The following is a 16056-nucleotide window of genomic DNA, read 5'->3' on the forward strand; positions in this document are numbered from 1 at the left end:
AGTTGGGCCAAAACATGGAACACGAGGCTATTCTACATTAAGATCCACGCCTTGCATTAATTAACTGGCGACTGCTATGGAACTTGCACCTCATCAATCTCTTTGTCTTTTACGTCTTTCCGCCATTGGTGATGTGTGTCATGCGGTGGCTATGGTGCAAGCGATTCAAAGACAATATCCAACTGTGACTATCACTTGGGTGATTGGCAAAGTTGAATATCAATTGCTTAAGCATTTGCCTGGGGTTGAATTTGTTATCTTCGATAAATCATTGGGTTGGCGCAGTTATCAGCAGTTAAGAGCTAATCTTAACGGCCGCAAGTTTGATGTGCTGTTGCATATGCAAGTAGCACTGCGTGCCACGGTCGCCTCTTTATGTATTAAGGCTAGAACCCGTATTGGTTTTGATAAAGCGCGCGCTAAAGAAGGCCAGTGGTTAGCTACTAATCAAGCGATTACCCCGCAAACGCAGCCCCATGTACTTGATGGCTTTATGGGCTTTGCTGCTGCCATAGGCGTAAAAGATTTAACGCCGCAGTGGAATATTCCAGTAACTGCCGCTGACAGTGAGTTTGCCGCTGAACATATTCATGCTGATGATAAAACGTTAATTATTTGTCCTTCAGCCAGCAAGGCCGAGCGAAATTGGTTACCTGAGCGTTATGGCGCCATCGCTAACTATGCTAGCGAGCGTGGCTTGCGAGTATTACTGTGCGGCGGCCCAAGCGCCAGTGAGCAGCAATTAGCCGTGCAAATTCAAGCCAATTGCAGCGTTAAGCTAACCAATTTGGTGGGAAAGACCACTTTGTGTCAGATGCTCGCACTATTAAAGCGTGCCACAGTAGTTATTGCCCCAGATACAGGGCCTGCCCATATGGCGGTAACCCAAGGCACCCCAGTGATTGGTTTATATGCCCATTCAAATCCTGGCCGCACTGGCCCATATTTATATCAAGACTTAGTTGTGAGCGTGTATGACCAAGTGATCTTAGAACAGCATCCACAAGGTGATATTCCTTGGGGTAAGCGCGCCAAAGGCAGCGATCTCATGGCAAGAATTAGCGTTGAACAAGTTGAGTTGAAATTAGCCCAGATGCAAGTTTTATCACTGCAACAAATTGAGACTATATGAAAGTATTTGTAATTAATCTTGCGCGCTCAACCGAGCGTCGGCAATTGATGACTGAAAAAATGGCAGTGGCTGGCGTTGAGTTTGAATTCTTTGATGCTGTCGATGCGGCTGTGCCAGATTTCAGTTTATCTGAACGTGCTGCTCCAGAAATAACTCTGAAGCTTAAGGGTTATACTTTACTTTCTAGTGAGGTTGCTTGTTATGCTAGTCATTATTTAATGTGGGAAAAATGTATTGAACTAGGTGAATCAATCGTAGTTCTTGAGGATAACATAGACGTTTCAGGAGATTTTAAACAAGTTATTGATGCTTTATTAAATAAAACTAAGAGTTATGATTACATTAAGTTGTCGGCAACATTAAACGGACGAAAGTTTAAAGCGTTAGAGCCTATCTGTAGTGATACCAAATTGGGTATTTATAATAAGGGAACGTCTGGTGCAACAGGTTATGTTATCACACCAAAAGCTGCAAGAGCCTTCATGGATGCTAGTGCTAAATTTATCTTTCCGTGTGATGATCTTATGGAAAAACCATGGTTACATCGTATTCAAGCTTATAGTGTTTATCCTTCAATTTGTTGGCGTGCTAATATAGTTTCAACAATAGGTAATAATCGCAAAAATAAACAACATCTTGGGTTTATTAACAAGCTATCAGTAGAACTGTTCAGGGTTTATGAATCAGTGATGAAAAATATTTCTTGGAAATACTGATTTTTAAATAAAACTCTCGCTAAAAAACGAGAGTTTTATTTAATTAGTGATTTTATATGGCTATGAGTTTAAAAGATTATTCCAACATTTTAAAACATTCATTGCTGAATATTTGGCAACTTTAACTTCTGCATTTTTAGCAAGAGAAGCTCTAAAATCACGGTCAGACATACGTATTATGTTGTCTGAAAGTTGCTCTATATTCCCAAGAGAGGTTAGTAATCCGTCTACTTCATTTGTTATAATTTCTTTAATCCCAGATTCTGTTTCGAAAGATATCACTGGTACATTATGAGAAAGGCTTTCTAATGCGATCATTGGGAATGCCTCGTATCTAGATGGAATTATTATTGCTTGGTAGTCATTAAATAAGCTATCTAAATTACTTGTAAATGGCATTATTTTCACATGTTCATGTAAGTTTAATTTATTTATTAGTTTGTTTAAATTGTCTATTTCTGGGCCAGATCCGTAAATTGAAAGATTAAAGTTATATCCTTTATTGACTATTTTTTCCCATGCCATGATAAGCATGTCGAAACCTTTTTCGTAAGAAAGTCTTCCTGCAGCCATAAAGTGTTTGTTATTTAATCTTCCATTGGTCGTTGTAGTTATTTCTCTAATGAAGTTAGGAATGGTCACTGAGTTTTTAAGGTTCCACTTGACTCTATCAGACTCAAATAATATGACCGCTAGGTCAAAATTATTTAGTTTTACTTTTAGCATTCTAAATCTATTAAGTTTTATGATCTTTCTTATAAAAGAATTTTTTTTTGCTAAATAGTTTCTGTAAAAGTCATAACTACCATGAATTTCAATAATTTTTTTGGCTGTTGTTTTTATTTTTGGATATATTTTCAACCCTCTATCCATCAAGAAAAATATATGTGTAGGTTCAATAGTAGATAATTGGTTTTCTAGTGTGACTTTTAATTTTGACAAGTATTTAGCTTTGCTATATGACTCTCTTTCTATACCAAGATTAATATAATTAATTTTGGAGCTGTTGCATGATGCTGAAGTGTTTGAAGAAATTCTTGTAGATATAATAGATACCTTAAATCCCTGATTAATAAATAGGTTCGATTTTCCTAGTATACTAGTTCTTATTCCACCGGTTGTGGTAATGTCTTCAATAACATAAACGATATGTTTCATATTTTACCTACGAAGCAACGTGAGGTTTTAGCCACGTAACGATAATATTTGGTTGATGGTCTCAGCATTTTTTTTCTAGCAGCCATAAACCAACATACTTGTTGAAGTTTACTTGGGCGTAAGTCATGGCGACGATAAAGCCAACACTGCCGTCCATAAAGCCGCGGCGAAGGATATAAATATGGAAAAAAGTCCACATTCCTCTGAGTAATGCTAAGGCGAGGCCGTGGGATTTTTTACCTTTACGATGATATTTTTGCGCGCCTAGCCATGCATATTGCCCTGCTTTATGAAGGCCATGACCATAATCTCTGTGGGTGTAATGCAATAGCAACCCAGCTAATTTGCCTGTTTTGCCTGCGCTTGGTATGACAGTTTCATGCACTTCATCTAAGGTGTATTTGGCGCCATCACGCTTAAATAAACGCAGTACAGATCTCGCGCTCCGGCCGTATTTTAAGGTTTTACCATAAAGGGTAACTCCCCAAGGCAGGGTAAAGGCTGTTTCATCAATATGCTCTTGCGCCAGTAAATTGCTAAGTGCCTGCTGCATGGTTTCATCTAAAGCTTCATCAGCATCTATGGATAACACCCAATCACAACTGGCCTTATTGAGCGCGCGTTGTTTTTGCTTACCAAAGCCTGGCCAGTCAGTAATTTCTATGTTGCTGGTATATTTTTGGCAAATGGTAACTGTGCCATCGGTTGAACCACTATCAAGGATGATTATTTCATCGGCAATGTCAGCCACTGATTTTAGGCACGGTTCTACGCGGTCGGCTTCATTCTTAGTGATCAGAATGACGGATAAAGAATGTTTTTTCATAAAAATTGGTCCAGATTATTCACAGTGAGCATATGGCTAGTTTGAATGCCAACCCTTAATTACGTTTGGTTTCGAGATGGGTCGCTGATTTGGCCCACTTACCATTTCCAATAGTTCAGCTTTTTGCGCATTTTCAATTCGCGAATTAAATTGAGGGGCTTAGGCGATAAAGAGCCTAGCCCGCTAGAAATTAGTTCATTGGCAGCGGCTAATACTCTGGCGCTAGATTTACCATCCTTATAGGGATGAATGATCTGTGAATATTTTGTGATTTCATTCATCAAGTCAATGGGTTGTTCTAGAGCGTGTGTTAATGCGGATTCAATCTCTTGGCTGTCTTCTATGTTCATTAAGTGTGGCTGAGGATTGAGGTTCTTAAAGGTCACAACCGGTTTCTGTTGTAATAGAAACATGATTAAAATCGATGAGGTATCGCACAGCATGACATCCGCCGCCTGCAGTAACGGGATCACATTATCTGTCTCAACAAAGGTGAGATTTGGCCCCTGCAGTTCCTTATACATCTCGACCACTTCGATTGGCATTTTCGGATGGAATTGAATTAACCAGCGCCATTTACCTGATTCTGATAGTCTTTTTATTTCATTATACAGATGAGGTGCACAAGTTAAATTGCGTGAGAATGTTGAGCACATTAATACGGTTTTACGCGTGTCATCATTGTCTATGTATGGATTCTTAGTGACAGGGGTAAATAGGGGATCGAGTGCTGGCCAGCCAGTTTGTGTGACTTTAAAAAAACCATATTCATCAGATAAACGATTGAAAACGGATGTGGTGTCATGGCCTTGAGTGCAATAAAGATCAAAGCACCCTCTGATTTCAAAGTGATCTTCTCTACCGCGTCGATTAATTTTGCCTGCGTTGAAACCGTGAAAGACTCCCACTTTAACCCCTGGGATAAAGTTCGGTACAGTATTGCCAGGCACAAAAACAGCATCAGGCTGCCATTGAGTGACATCATCAACGGTGAGTAATCGAGTCTCACTTGACTTGAGTAGACTGGGATTGACTTCGTCACCTTCGAGAAACCAACGGACTTCACCACCTTGCGCGATAATTTCTTGTTGTAATGGCCGCAAAATAGCATAGGAATAATTTTGGGCAATATACATTAAGTAACGTTTGAGGTTAGTAGTCACTAGTATTTTCTCTGGAAACTAAGATTAGGGGATTTTAACCGAATTTGACCATATATTGGATGTAATTTTTATTGTTCTCTTTTAAAATTACCTATTGGGAGTATCGAATTTTTAAAGCATTATTTTAGAAGTGTATTTTTAGTTCTTCCTATTCTTTTTCTTGGCATTTCTAGTAACTTGTTGCTGGTGAATTTTGTGCATTACGTGTGATGCCTGTGGTTTTGATGTTAAGGTGTCGTTACTTTTGTTCGCCATTGAGATTTAATAAGTAATTAGCCTGATTCATAACATCAATTACAAAGAGATCATGCATGTCTTCATCACCAAAAATCTTATTCATTCCTGTGTCATCTGCTGAAGGTATGGGTGAATATATGCGGTGTGTTATCTTGGCTGATGCCATCAATAAAACCTTTCCAAGTGCTGACATTCATTTCATCCTGAGCGAGCAAGCGCCTTATGCATTAGCTTGCCCTTATCCATATAGTTTATTAAAAGATAGTCCTACTAAAGCAGTCACAAGCGTTAATCACATCATATCCAGCTATCAACCGGATGTTGTTTTCTTTGATGCTTCAGGTAGAAAATCGCAACTCAGCCACGCATATAAGCTCGGTGCTAAAGTGATATTTTTAAGCCAGCATAAACGTAAGCGTGCGCGCGGAATGAAAATTGGACGCGCGTTAGTCACAGACTGTCATTGGGTGGTGCAACCTGAGTTTGTGATTGGAGCTATTAGTTGCTTAGATAGGATAAAACTTAAATTAATAAACCGGCCAGAGCCTATCAATATAGGTCCGGTATTTACCCAGCCAGATAAAGTCTCGCAAGTGACCTTATTATCTCGATATCAATTGATGCGTAATGAGTTTGTGCTGTTTAATGCAGGCTCCGGTGGCCATAAGGTTCGCGGTGAGTTAGCCGCTGATATTTTTGCTAAGGCGGCGCACGCCAGTTACCTAACGTCGGGTATTGTGAGTGTGATGGTGTTTGGTCCTAATTACCCTAGTGCTTTACCACAATTCGAAGGTGTTATTGCTATTAAACAGCTTAATAATAAAGAGTTTATTAATATATTGTCAGCAGCCAAGGCTGCAGTATTAAGTGGTGGCGATACTCTATTGCAAGCCATTGCCCTACGAGTACCTACTCTTACCGCCCCGGTATCAAAAGATCAGCCGCCGCGTATTGCCGCCTGTGTATCAGCCCAACTTGCAGTAAGTTCTGCGACCGAATTGGAGATGCTAAAGCTAAATATTGAGCGATTGTTGACCAAGGAAAACATTGTTACCTTGATAACAAGATTAAAATATGAGCCTAATATGAATGGATTAGAAGTTATCATTCAGCAGTTACAACTTTGGTTCGATGTATCGCATAATTTTTGAATCTAGCTGAAATTATCTTATGTAATATGCAGTCAATTAGACTTATAACGAAAGTGCGTAAGATATCAGTCAAATAAAGTAAGAAATAGTATGCAAGATTGGTGATTGCATTGGTGGATTTTTTACTCATTCAAATTTTAGTTTACAATAAATATCAATGAGCATAGAGCTTGAGCTATATCTATCATGAATCCACTTTGGATTTAAGAAGCATCATTAAATATCAATTTGGAGAATTTGGGTGACAAAGCGAATAGCAATTACCATTGATAGCCTGGCTGGCGGTGGCGCTGAGAAAGTGATGCTAACATTAGCCGTAGCTTTGATTAAACTGGGACATGAGCCACATTTATTGGTGTTGAAAAATCATTGTGATCATCAAATTCCTCAAGGCTTACCTGTTCATTTTTGTTTCGATGAGAGTGATAAACATTTAGACAGTTTTTGGCGATTATCACGTTCGGTAAAGCAGCTGAATGATTTTATTGTAGAGTTAGAACAGAAGGTTGGTAAATTCGACTTATTTCTTTCAAATCTTGATAAAACAAATCTTTTGATGTCACGGACACAAGTTTCACCGTTATATTTTGTCGTTCATAATTCAATTGAAGAAGAGTTAGTTCGTCAGCGTAAACTTGGCCCTTTTGCCTATTTGGATATGTTAAGAGCTAAGCGTGCACTTAACGGTAAACACCTGATCACTGTATCGAATGGTATCGCATCAGAGATCACTAAAGTTGGACGAATTAACCCCGCGTCTATCCACACTATTTATAATCCTTTTGATTTGGAACATATAACTCAGCAGGCCGCTGGAGCCTCTGCGGATATACCTCATGAAGACTATATGATCCATGTCGGTCGATTTGCGAAACAAAAACGACATGATGTTTTATTTAAAGCATTACAGCAAATGAAGCAACATTTGCCACTAGTATTGCTGTGTAATAATAAAAAAAAGGCGCTTAAGGCCGCTCGAAAGTATGGTGTTGAAAATCGAGTGATTATCCCAGGGTTTCAAACCAATCCCTTTCCTTGGATAAAACAAGCAAAACTATTGGTGTTAAGCTCAGATTATGAGGGCTTACCGACAGTATTAATTGAATCGCTAGCTGTTGGTACGCCAGTGGTCAGCACTGATTGCCACCATGGTCCTAATGAAATTCTTTTAGGAAATTTAGCTAAGTATTTAGTGCCTAGACGAGATCCAGCTGCCTTAGCCGATAAATTAGATATCGCTCTTGAGGATTATCCAGATTGCCAGCAAGCAGAGATCCTTGCTTTAGTCGATGCAAAAAAGGTTGCTGAGCGCTATATCTCTTTGATTTCCAATTAGATTATTTAAATTTTTTTACTGCTTTAGATTTAAATTTAAGACGGCTTAAGGGTAGTTTAACCAGTCTACGCCAGCCTAAGGTTCTAAATAATTCTAAGCGAGAAGCTTGGGTATTCGGATCACAATACTGTTTATATAGTAACAACCAATCGAGATAGCTCATTTCATTTGGGCGCTTGGATTTTGGGATAAAGCGTTTAATTAACCCAAGCCCAAGTTGTTGTGGCTCTAAAATAACCAAGTTAGATGCCATAAATCGTTGCCACCATGCAATCATAGCTTGTGTCGCATGGTGCCTATGTTCTAGATAAGGAATGCTTGGATTTAATTCGCGTAACCAAGCATTGCAATAAATTTGTTCGGCATGCGGCGCTGTTTTTGGGGCGCCGCGGTACTGCAATTTACCGGTTTTACTCGTATCATACTGCAGGTCAGCAAATGGGGTGATACCCCATATCTTAAGTAAATCTTCAGTTCGACCAAAGTGAAAAAAATCACTTGGATGCATCACAACTTCCTGGCCATCGGCAAAACGGCGAAAGTAACTAGTACACACAATTACGCGCTCGCTAAACACGCTATCTGCGGGATTTCTATGGGTAAACTGTTGCTGGTAGTCAACAAAATGATTACCGGTCAAAAAGTTATCTGATCGCAGTTTTATTGCATAGGGTGTTTTGACTTGTTTAAGACCTGCGGAAGTTGACAGTAACTGGCGATTAAAGTTTAAAGCTCCAGGCTTTCCTTCACGGGAAAATGAAGTGATAGTGCCACCAGGATCTTGGTTTAATAACAGCAAATCAGGTTCAAGACCTTGATAATTTTGACCTTCCCACGTCGAAATTATAATAGTTGCACCAGGTAGGTGCTCTCGTACGCTTTCAATGCACTTCTGCGTGATGCCGGGCTCTTGCGCTCTTGTGGTTGAGGCTTGAACTGGCCCTTGAATCACTACGCTAATATCTTCAAAGCGGATCATTTGGGGATTATCCCTTGAGCAACAAATTGGTCGTATTCACTGGGAACGCCACAAAAAATAACTTGGTCACGCTCAATTAGGTGATAGCGAATATCTTTGCCCGCTTGAATGAGATCATTGTAAAGCGGAGCGATATAAAGCTCTGCTTTTTGCCATTCACTCACAGGTTTGCACACTTCTTGCTCAAATGCGCGCTTGAAATCTGCGGCATGGGCAAAGTGATACAAGCCTGTGCTACAAAGATCTGAGATAGGGTTCTTTTCGGCCGTGGCGACAACTACGTTGCTGGTGGCCGATGCAGGCTTGGCATAGGACCAATTACTGCCTTCACCTTTAAACACTTCCAGATATCCATCGGCATGGCTTGCTATCTCTGGCAGGATAAAATTCGGCCTAAAGGTATCAATATTGAAAATAGTAATAGGGCACTCATCATTTACTTCATCTAAGCCAAGGTAAACGGTTTCTGCCTGACCGCGCGTATCTTGCTCTAATACAACAATTTTATAGTCTGCAATGCCAAGGGCTTGGCAGCGATTGGCAACGAACTCTGGGGTGTTATATAAGTTACGTACAATAAATAGGAATTGAGTGTTGCTAAAGTAGGCTTTAAAACTTAGCACGGCATGATCGAATAAAGGCATACCATGGGCGGGTAACATGTATTTAGGTTCGGTATAGCCCGCGTTAAAAAAACGGGAGCTAAGTCCGGCCATTGGGATAACTATCATAGGTCACCTGGTTGTAGTGCAATCATTTTGGCAAAGAGCCGATACGCATTGCCGATAAAGCTTAGCTGTCTATCTGGACGGTCTTGATGCAGTGGTAGCATAGATAAAAATAATTGAATTTGCATCGCATACAGTTGTTGGCTATTAAGGGCAAATTCTTGCTGCATCATGTTAATAAAATCACGCATGATTTGCTGGCGGCGCTTTGATATCACTAGCTTGAAATCAAGCTTATTATCAACTAGTTCAGCTTCAAAGTAGCCTGCGATTATTACATCATAGAGACCTAAAATCGAATGAGCTAGTTTGGCAATATCATAATAACTATTACCATAGATACTCATCTGATTATTGGCATCTAACCCCCTAGGGTCAATGACTTTTATTTCGCAGGTTCGAAAATCATACAAGATATTACTGAAGCAAAAATCTCCATGTAAGACATTGATATTGCCATTGTCAGTAGGTAAATAAGCGGCACTCAGTCGCGCTAATTCATTGATGCTACAGACTGTCTCGCCATTGATTATTAATGGTGAATCTAACGCAATGAGCTGCTCAGTCGCAAACTCCTGCAGCCGCTCTTGAGTTTTGCCGATAAACAAGTCAGTGAGGGTAAGTTGCTCTGGCTGTGGGTATTGCTGTGCTTGTTTTAAGAAATTACCACAGGCTTTAAGAATATTTCGCCACGCAAAAGCGGGTAATTGACTGAACACATAAAGTTCATTGAGTGCAGTCAGGTGTAAATACTCAATACTATATTGCACGCTGTTGTCGGTTTCTTGGCTGGCTAATAACTGTGGGGTATAGCGACGTAGATCACCTGGAATAGCTTGGTACCAATGAATTTCAGCGGCTAGCTTAATCTTTTTATGGCTAGATTTAGTGACAATTTGACCGCAGATTTGCATTTCATTAAATGATCGTTGAGTGGTCATGCGGCTTTTCGATTGGTAATAGGTGTGGCCGTGACCAAAATCATACCAAGTATCAAATTGTACCGGCGTTAACTTGTGCTCCTTATGATAACCATTAATCCCATCAATAAAATTCCAATTAGCTTGTATTAAATGCCTAACTAAGGCTCGAGGATTGGCAAAGCTAAACACACCATTGGCGATTAAATTGCTGACAGGTGGGCGCTTATCTGAATATTGCTGGAGTCGACCGGTTTCAGGCAAGTATTCGGCCCAATCATAGTTACTGTCAATTTGACTAACACCTATGCTGTCTGGCTCAATGTCGAGATGATCAACTAAAGTATCACCGTGTAATATATATAGCGGCGTTTGTGGATTAAATTCAATAAGATTTAGCGCATAAACAACGGATTCGCCTAAGCATAACTGTGCTGGTAAAAATAACACTTCAACTTGATGCTGCATTAATACTTGTTGATCATAAGCACCGAGTTCAAAACCTTCAGGCAGAGTTAAAATGATCCGCTTATTACTTGGGATTAAGGCTAACTGGTAATGAAATAGGCGCTGATTACCAACAGGTAAAAAACTTGGAGGCAGTGGCCCAAATTCTGATTGTAGGTCATGGCTAATAAGAGCCGCGGAGGTGATCAGGTACATGTTTTATCCTGCTCTATTAGCTGATTGATTTGCGCCAGCGTTAAGCGGGCAAATTCTGATGGACGAATCGCCCTATCATCGACATAAAAACCTTCATGACCACACCAAGGTTTACCCACTAAAATTTCATCGTAAGGAACTTGATGCTCATCAAGCCAAGCCGTAATTATAGGTAAGGTATGAATATTGATTTTACCCACGTTGCCCTCGAAAGTGCGCATATTGCGAGCCGTTGCGATAACGATAGTAAAACCATCAGCATGGTATTGTCTCAGCTTAGCTATCACATCGAGTCTAGGCAAAACCTTTGCATAATCAGAGGTATTTGCTTGAGTTAATGTCCCATCAAGATCCACTATGAGCTTTTTCATGGCTAATCCTCTTAAAAAATAGCGTTATTTTAAGCACTTTGGCTAAAGTGCGCCAAGCAAAATAGAAATTAATGATAATTAATCACTTACTAATAGAGTGGCTATTAGATAGTGTCTAGCCTGTAAGGTGAGTCGTATCTCGCACAAGCATGATATTCTAGAACTTAAATGGGATTAATCATTCACAAACCGCGGTAGGCAAGGTAGGATCTTTGCTCGTTATTTTGCCAACGCGAAAGGAAGCCTGTTATGCACACTCGCGCTATTTATCCTGGAACTTTTGACCCTATAACTAATGGTCACGCTGATCTTATTGAGCGGGCATCAAAGTTGTTTAATACGGTAGTGGTTGCTATTGCGGCCAATCCAAGTAAACAACCTAAGTTTAGTTTAGCCGAGCGAGTCGCTTTGGTTGAAAAGGTCACGTCTCACTTGTCTAATGTTGAAGTGGTTGGCTTTTCAGGTTTATTGGTGGATTTCGCTAAAGCGCAGCAAGCGGGTATATTAGTGCGTGGTTTGCGGGCGGTATCTGATTTTGAATATGAATTCCAACTGGCTAATATGAATCGCCGCTTAAGCCCAGGGCTTGAGAGTGTGTTTATGACACCGGCAGAAGAAAACTCGTTTATTTCATCTACCTTAGTTAAAGAAGTCGCCTTGCATGGCGGTGATGTGAGCCAATTTGTTCATCCAGATGTGGTCACTGCACTACATGCCAAACTTAAATAAGAAGTTAATGACACATATTTATAAGGCCATGATGGCCGCCATACTCTTTTCTAGTTGCTCAGTCGTTGCTGCGCCTTGGGTTGATACTTCTGATATTTACCTAAGGTCGGATATTCAGGCCCTTGCTGATGCTGGTGTGATAACGGTTCCAGTCAATACTTATCCGTTAATGTGGGCGGGTATTGGGGTTGATTTAGCGAAAGCCGAACCATCGTTAATGACACCAGCGCAAGTTGCGGCTTTTGCTCGCGTTAATTTTTATTATCGCAATGCCATTGAAAACCGCGGCAATACTAAAGTAAAACTTGTGGCTGCCAGTGATCCTGCACGTTTTCAGCATTTTGGCAGCGACTATCGTGAGCAAGGTGAGCTAAAAGTTTCGCAAGAATACACAGGAACGCGTTTCTCCTTTAAGTTATCTGGTTCTGCCAATTATGACCCGTTAGATGAGAAAGAGTTTAGATTTGATGACTCCTATATGGCTATGGTGCTAGGTAATTGGGTAATTACTGCAGGAACGTTAGATCAGTGGTGGGGGCCTGGATTTGATACAAGTTTAATCAAATCTAGCAATGCTAGGCCTATGCCATCAATTATGATCAGCCGTAATGATGCCCATGGTTTTGAAACACCTTGGTTATCTTGGCTTGGTCCTTGGACACTAACCTCTGGCTTTGGCATGTTTGAAGAAGAGCGTTTTGCGCCTCACACTTTACTTTGGAATGCTCGAGGAACTCTGCGTCCCATCAGACAATTAGAGATCGGACTATCTTGGACCATGCAGTTTTGTGGTGAAGGACAAGACTGTGGAGTATCTAGTTGGTGGGATGCTATCGCTGGCGGTGGTGAATGTGCTAACGGGGATGTGACTTGTGATCCTGCATTGAATTCCCGTTTAGGTAACCAAATGGCGGGGTTTGATATTCGCTACAGCGATAGTTTCTGGAATGTGCCAGTCGGTTTGTATCTTGAAAAAACCTGTGAAGACTCCAGCGGCCCAAGTCCACTCGATTTAGCTGATTGCGGTTATTTATACGGTGTCGATACTCGCTTTGGTGATGGTCAGCAGCAATATAAGCTGTTTTTAGAATATACCGATACCTTGCGTGCTTGTGGCGAAGACGAAAACGCCTTCAATTGTTTTTATGAACATAGCACTTATTTAAGTGGCTCACGCTACTACGGCCGAGCGTTAGGCTCCACTTATGACAGTGACGCGCAGGTTTATGTGTTAGGTATGGTGGCGCAATTTGCCAATAGTCAGGGCTTAAATGCGTTTGTGCGTTACGCCCAATTAAATAAAGACGGTGTAAGCGTTAATAATGGTTGGGCGCCGATTACACCGAAAGAAGACTTGCTGATGCTGGAATTATCTTACCGTTTGCCATTATGGCAAGGTATGGTCACAGTCGGTGGGGTCGCTTCACGCTCTGAATTTGTGGATAGCAATGACAGTAATGGCGGCGTATTTGGCAGTTACGAATATCGTTTCTAACTTACCAATCTAACTCGCTCATTGACTAGGGCACCCATGACTCGTTGATGAGGTCAGCATAAAAAGGCGCTAAGGCGCCTTTTTTCATGGGCTACGGTTGGCAATGGCGACAAAACACTGTCGCTCGTTGGCCTAATTTTATTTCTGTCAGCAATAAACCGCATTGTTTACATGCTTGATTACCGCGGCCATACACTTGCAGTTCTTGGGCAAAATAACCTGGCTTGCCTTCGGCATTGGTAAAATCTTTTAAGGTAGTTCCGCCTTGTTTAATGGCATTGGCCAAAATGGTTTTTACACATTCAGTCAGTTGCTTAAGCTTAGGCAGAGTAATGTTACCAGCTGCGGCTTGCGGATGAATACCAGCGGCAAAGAGTGCCTCGTTGGCATAAATATTACCAACGCCCACGACGATATGATTATCCATTAATGCCAGTTTAATCGCCTTGCTCTTACCCTTAAGGGCGTTAAACAAGTAATCGGCAGTAAATTCAGGGCTTAACGGCTCTGGGCCTAATTTCGCCAGCACAGGATGGTGGCCATCTGGCAATTCACTCCATAACCATGCGCCAAAGCGGCGCGGGTCGTTTAGACGTAAAGCGCGGCCATTGGCCATGACTAAGTCAATATGGTCATGCTTTTCTACTGGGGTATTCGCGGCTAACACCCGCAAACTGCCTGACATGCCTAAATGGATAATGGCAGTACCAGCATCGGTTTCTAGCAATAAATACTTAGCGCGGCGCTTAATGCTGCGAATGGTGTGGCCTATGATATTGGCCGCGACGTCAGGCACTGGCCAGCGTAAATTTGGATTGCGCACAATAAAGTTAGTCACCTGCTGATCAAGCAAGTACGGACTAATTCCCTGACGCGTGACTTCAACTTCTGGTAACTCAGGCATATGGCCCCTAACTAAGAGTGTTGGCGCTAGGTATTAACGCTGGATTTTGGCTTGGCGGGATAATAAACCAATTACTTGATGGCGACTTTAATAGCCTTTGCTCAGGAAAATACAGCCATAATTGCATCTCACTCAGGTTACCCGCTTGAATTAACAACTCCATTGGTTCTGAGACTATCTCTGGCTCAGTCGTTAACGGTGAAATGGTTAAGCTTTGCCAAGCTTGTACCCATGCTTGGCAATTACTCACGCTGGTGCTGCAGTTCACCACGTGTTTGTCTATGCTGAGCCAGTCTTGTTGTAACTGTAATTGTTGCAGTGGAGTGCTGGCATCAAATAACGCCTGAGTGGGGGCGCTCGGCGGATTAATATATTGATTGATGTAATACATGCTGGAAATAAAAAGCAGACAAAAAATAATGATGAGGTTATTGATTTGCTTTCGAGTGATCGCCATGGCTTAGCCTATCCAGCAGTGGTTTGTGATGGGGTCAATGACAGTGTAACGAGTGTCAGACGCTCAGTCTAGCCACCCGTTATTTGCCATCACTAGCACTTAACCACCAGTGACATTCATAAACCGCAGAATTTGAGTGTCGCCTTCAGCGCCAAAATCGTGCTGCTTCGGCTTATGCCAAATAGCTTCACTAATCACTTGTTTTAGCCTTGCTATATCGCCTGGATGCTCACGCAGCAGCGCTTTTAAATCCACGGCATTTTCATTGCCAAGGCACAAGAGTAACTTACCTTCGACCGTGACTCTGACGCGATTGCACTCATGGCAAAAATTATGGCTATGGGGCGAAATAAAGCCGATGTGGATATCGCTGTCAGCCATTTGATAATAACGTGCAGGTCCAGCAGTGCGTTCTGCCGATAATACCAAGGGATATTTTTGCTCTATGATGGCGCGCACTTCATCGCTGCTGCAATGACGGGCGGTTTTACGTTCAGATATTACCCCAAGTGGCATTTCTTCAATAAAAGCAATATTGAGTGAACGGCCGCGGCAGAAATCAACTAAGTTGATAACCTCATCATCATTGTGACCTTTAAGGATCACAGCATTGATCTTGATGCGATCAAAGCCTGCGGCTTTCGCGGCATCAATGCCCGCAATCACCCGCTCAAGCTTGCCGTTGCGGGTTAATGCGGTAAATTTTTCGGGATTTAAGGTGTCTAAGCTGATGTTCAGCCGCGATAAGCCCGCCGCTTTTAAATTGGGTGCGAGCTTAGTTAAACGCGAGCCATTGGTAGTCATCGATAGCTCGCGCAAATTAGGTAACTGAGCTAAGGCTGATACCAGTTGATCGCAGTCAGTGCGCACTAGCGGCTCGCCGCCAGTTAGGCGGATTTTACTGACCCCAAGCTCAGTAAAGGCTTGGCCGATTTGCGCCAATTCTTCCAAACTGAGCACTTGATCCTTGTTTAAAAAACACGGATCTTCACTCATGCAATATACGCAGCGAAAATCGCATCTATCTGTGACCGACAAGCGTAAATATTCCACTTGGCGATCAAATCTATCGAGCAATAAACTCATGCTTC

16 protein-coding genes are annotated in these 16056 nt (G+C 41.6%); 6 read left to right on the forward strand and 10 right to left on the reverse strand.

Annotated elements, in window-relative coordinates; all coding sequences use genetic code 11:
* Positions 1–76 precede the first annotated feature (76 nt).
* Complete coding sequence (locus tag FJQ87_RS02120; protein WP_140930282.1) at positions 77–1132, forward strand: glycosyltransferase family 9 protein; 1056 nt, start codon at positions 77–79, stop codon at positions 1130–1132.
* A complete protein-coding gene (locus FJQ87_RS02125; protein WP_140930283.1) occupies positions 1129–1848 on the forward strand; it encodes a glycosyltransferase family 25 protein in 720 nt (239 codons plus the stop codon). Before FJQ87_RS02120 ends, FJQ87_RS02125 begins: the two co-directional genes overlap by 4 nt.
* A gap of 60 nt (positions 1849–1908) precedes the next feature.
* Here FJQ87_RS02125 and FJQ87_RS02130 read toward each other — a convergent pair whose 3' ends face one another.
* The 3 genes from FJQ87_RS02130 to FJQ87_RS02140 all read right to left on the reverse strand — a co-directional run bounded on the left by FJQ87_RS02130 (position 1909) and on the right by FJQ87_RS02140 (position 4968).
* Positions 1909–3006, reverse strand: coding sequence for a glycosyltransferase (locus FJQ87_RS02130; RefSeq protein ID WP_140930284.1), 1098 nt, complete (start codon positions 3004–3006; stop codon positions 1909–1911).
* A 61-nt stretch (positions 3007–3067) separates the two neighbouring features.
* Positions 3068–3832: a glycosyltransferase family 2 protein gene (locus FJQ87_RS02135; RefSeq protein ID WP_140930285.1), complete on the reverse strand. Its 765-nt coding sequence runs from the start codon at positions 3830–3832 to the stop codon at positions 3068–3070.
* Positions 3833–3930: 98 nt separating this feature from the next.
* Positions 3931–4968 (reverse strand): CDP-glycerol--glycerophosphate glycerophosphotransferase, encoded by a 1038-nt coding sequence (locus tag FJQ87_RS02140; protein WP_140930286.1) that lies wholly within the window; start codon positions 4966–4968, stop codon positions 3931–3933.
* 338 nt (positions 4969–5306) lie between these two features.
* Here FJQ87_RS02140 and FJQ87_RS02145 point away from each other — a divergent pair, with 338 nt between their 5' ends.
* Both FJQ87_RS02145 and FJQ87_RS02150 read left to right on the forward strand, forming a co-directional pair.
* Complete coding sequence (locus FJQ87_RS02145) at positions 5307–6383, forward strand: hypothetical protein (RefSeq protein WP_140930287.1); 1077 nt, start codon at positions 5307–5309, stop codon at positions 6381–6383.
* A gap of 241 nt (positions 6384–6624) precedes the next feature.
* Positions 6625–7719, forward strand: a complete 1095-nt coding sequence (locus tag FJQ87_RS02150) for a glycosyltransferase (protein ID WP_276613152.1) — start codon at positions 6625–6627, stop codon at positions 7717–7719.
* 1 nt (position 7720) lies between these two features.
* On the opposite strand, the gene FJQ87_RS02155 is transcribed toward FJQ87_RS02150, so the two are convergent.
* The 4 genes from FJQ87_RS02155 to FJQ87_RS02170 are packed head-to-tail and all read right to left on the reverse strand — an operon-like array spanning position 7721 to position 11380.
* Complete coding sequence (locus FJQ87_RS02155) at positions 7721–8698, reverse strand: WavE lipopolysaccharide synthesis family protein (RefSeq protein ID WP_140930288.1); 978 nt, start codon at positions 8696–8698, stop codon at positions 7721–7723.
* Positions 8695–9429: a glycosyltransferase family 2 protein gene (locus FJQ87_RS02160; RefSeq protein ID WP_140930289.1), complete on the reverse strand. Its 735-nt coding sequence runs from the start codon at positions 9427–9429 to the stop codon at positions 8695–8697. The genes FJQ87_RS02155 and FJQ87_RS02160 overlap by 4 nt, the downstream gene beginning before the upstream one ends.
* Positions 9426–11009 (reverse strand): phosphotransferase, encoded by a 1584-nt coding sequence (locus tag FJQ87_RS02165; RefSeq protein WP_140930290.1) that lies wholly within the window; start codon positions 11007–11009, stop codon positions 9426–9428. The genes FJQ87_RS02160 and FJQ87_RS02165 overlap by 4 nt, the downstream gene beginning before the upstream one ends.
* On the reverse strand, positions 11000–11380 hold the full coding sequence (locus FJQ87_RS02170) for an HAD hydrolase family protein (protein ID WP_140930291.1): 381 nt from the start codon (positions 11378–11380) through the stop codon (positions 11000–11002). The genes FJQ87_RS02165 and FJQ87_RS02170 overlap by 10 nt, the downstream gene beginning before the upstream one ends.
* A 249-nt stretch (positions 11381–11629) precedes the next feature.
* On the opposite strand from FJQ87_RS02170, the gene coaD reads away from it, so the two are divergent.
* Positions 11630–12109: a pantetheine-phosphate adenylyltransferase gene (coaD, locus tag FJQ87_RS02175; RefSeq protein WP_140930292.1), complete on the forward strand. Its 480-nt coding sequence runs from the start codon at positions 11630–11632 to the stop codon at positions 12107–12109.
* Positions 12110–12116: 7 nt separating this feature from the next.
* Positions 12117–13604, forward strand: a complete 1488-nt coding sequence (locus FJQ87_RS02180; protein ID WP_140930293.1) for a capsule assembly Wzi family protein — start codon at positions 12117–12119, stop codon at positions 13602–13604.
* A gap of 91 nt (positions 13605–13695) precedes the next feature.
* Here FJQ87_RS02180 and mutM read toward each other — a convergent pair whose 3' ends face one another.
* From mutM to moaA, 3 genes are all read right to left on the reverse strand, one after another.
* Complete coding sequence (gene mutM / locus FJQ87_RS02185; RefSeq protein ID WP_140930294.1) at positions 13696–14508, reverse strand: bifunctional DNA-formamidopyrimidine glycosylase/DNA-(apurinic or apyrimidinic site) lyase; 813 nt, start codon at positions 14506–14508, stop codon at positions 13696–13698.
* 7 nt (positions 14509–14515) lie between these two features.
* Positions 14516–14965 (reverse strand): hypothetical protein, encoded by a 450-nt coding sequence (locus FJQ87_RS02190; protein ID WP_140930295.1) that lies wholly within the window; start codon positions 14963–14965, stop codon positions 14516–14518.
* 99 nt (positions 14966–15064) lie between these two features.
* The gene (gene moaA, locus FJQ87_RS02195) at positions 15065–16051 is read right to left on the reverse strand and encodes a GTP 3',8-cyclase MoaA (RefSeq protein ID WP_140930296.1); all 987 of its coding nucleotides are present in this window, start codon (positions 16049–16051) and stop codon (positions 15065–15067) included.
* Between the last annotated feature and the right edge of the window lie 5 nt (positions 16052–16056).

Origin of the sequence: Shewanella sp. SNU WT4 (assembly GCF_006494715.1) — a bacterium.
In the GTDB taxonomy this organism is placed as follows: Bacteria; Pseudomonadota; Gammaproteobacteria; order Enterobacterales; family Shewanellaceae; genus Shewanella.

What these genes read in the sequence shown, in the direction of transcription:
- FJQ87_RS02120 (WP_140930282.1), top strand. Translation starts at nt 77, where the DNA reads ATGGAACTTGCACCTCATCAATCTCTTTGTCTTTTACGTCTTTCCGCC.
- FJQ87_RS02180 (WP_140930293.1), top strand. Translation starts at nt 12,117, where the DNA reads ATGACACATATTTATAAGGCCATGATGGCCGCCATACTCTTTTCTAGT.
- FJQ87_RS02140 (WP_140930286.1), bottom strand. Translation starts at nt 4,968, where the DNA reads ATGTATATTGCCCAAAATTATTCCTATGCTATTTTGCGGCCATTACAA.
- FJQ87_RS02145 (WP_140930287.1), top strand. Translation starts at nt 5,307, where the DNA reads ATGTCTTCATCACCAAAAATCTTATTCATTCCTGTGTCATCTGCTGAA.
- FJQ87_RS02125 (WP_140930283.1), top strand. Translation starts at nt 1,129, where the DNA reads ATGAAAGTATTTGTAATTAATCTTGCGCGCTCAACCGAGCGTCGGCAA.
- FJQ87_RS02170 (WP_140930291.1), bottom strand. Translation starts at nt 11,380, where the DNA reads ATGAAAAAGCTCATAGTGGATCTTGATGGGACATTAACTCAAGCAAAT.
- FJQ87_RS02130 (WP_140930284.1), bottom strand. Translation starts at nt 3,006, where the DNA reads ATGAAACATATCGTTTATGTTATTGAAGACATTACCACAACCGGTGGA.
- moaA (WP_140930296.1), bottom strand. Translation starts at nt 16,051, where the DNA reads ATGAGTTTATTGCTCGATAGATTTGATCGCCAAGTGGAATATTTACGC.
- FJQ87_RS02190 (WP_140930295.1), bottom strand. Translation starts at nt 14,965, where the DNA reads ATGGCGATCACTCGAAAGCAAATCAATAACCTCATCATTATTTTTTGT.
- FJQ87_RS02135 (WP_140930285.1), bottom strand. Translation starts at nt 3,832, where the DNA reads ATGAAAAAACATTCTTTATCCGTCATTCTGATCACTAAGAATGAAGCC.
- mutM (WP_140930294.1), bottom strand. Translation starts at nt 14,508, where the DNA reads ATGCCTGAGTTACCAGAAGTTGAAGTCACGCGTCAGGGAATTAGTCCG.
- FJQ87_RS02165 (WP_140930290.1), bottom strand. Translation starts at nt 11,009, where the DNA reads ATGTACCTGATCACCTCCGCGGCTCTTATTAGCCATGACCTACAATCA.
- coaD (WP_140930292.1), top strand. Translation starts at nt 11,630, where the DNA reads ATGCACACTCGCGCTATTTATCCTGGAACTTTTGACCCTATAACTAAT.
- FJQ87_RS02155 (WP_140930288.1), bottom strand. Translation starts at nt 8,698, where the DNA reads ATGATCCGCTTTGAAGATATTAGCGTAGTGATTCAAGGGCCAGTTCAA.
- FJQ87_RS02160 (WP_140930289.1), bottom strand. Translation starts at nt 9,429, where the DNA reads ATGATAGTTATCCCAATGGCCGGACTTAGCTCCCGTTTTTTTAACGCG.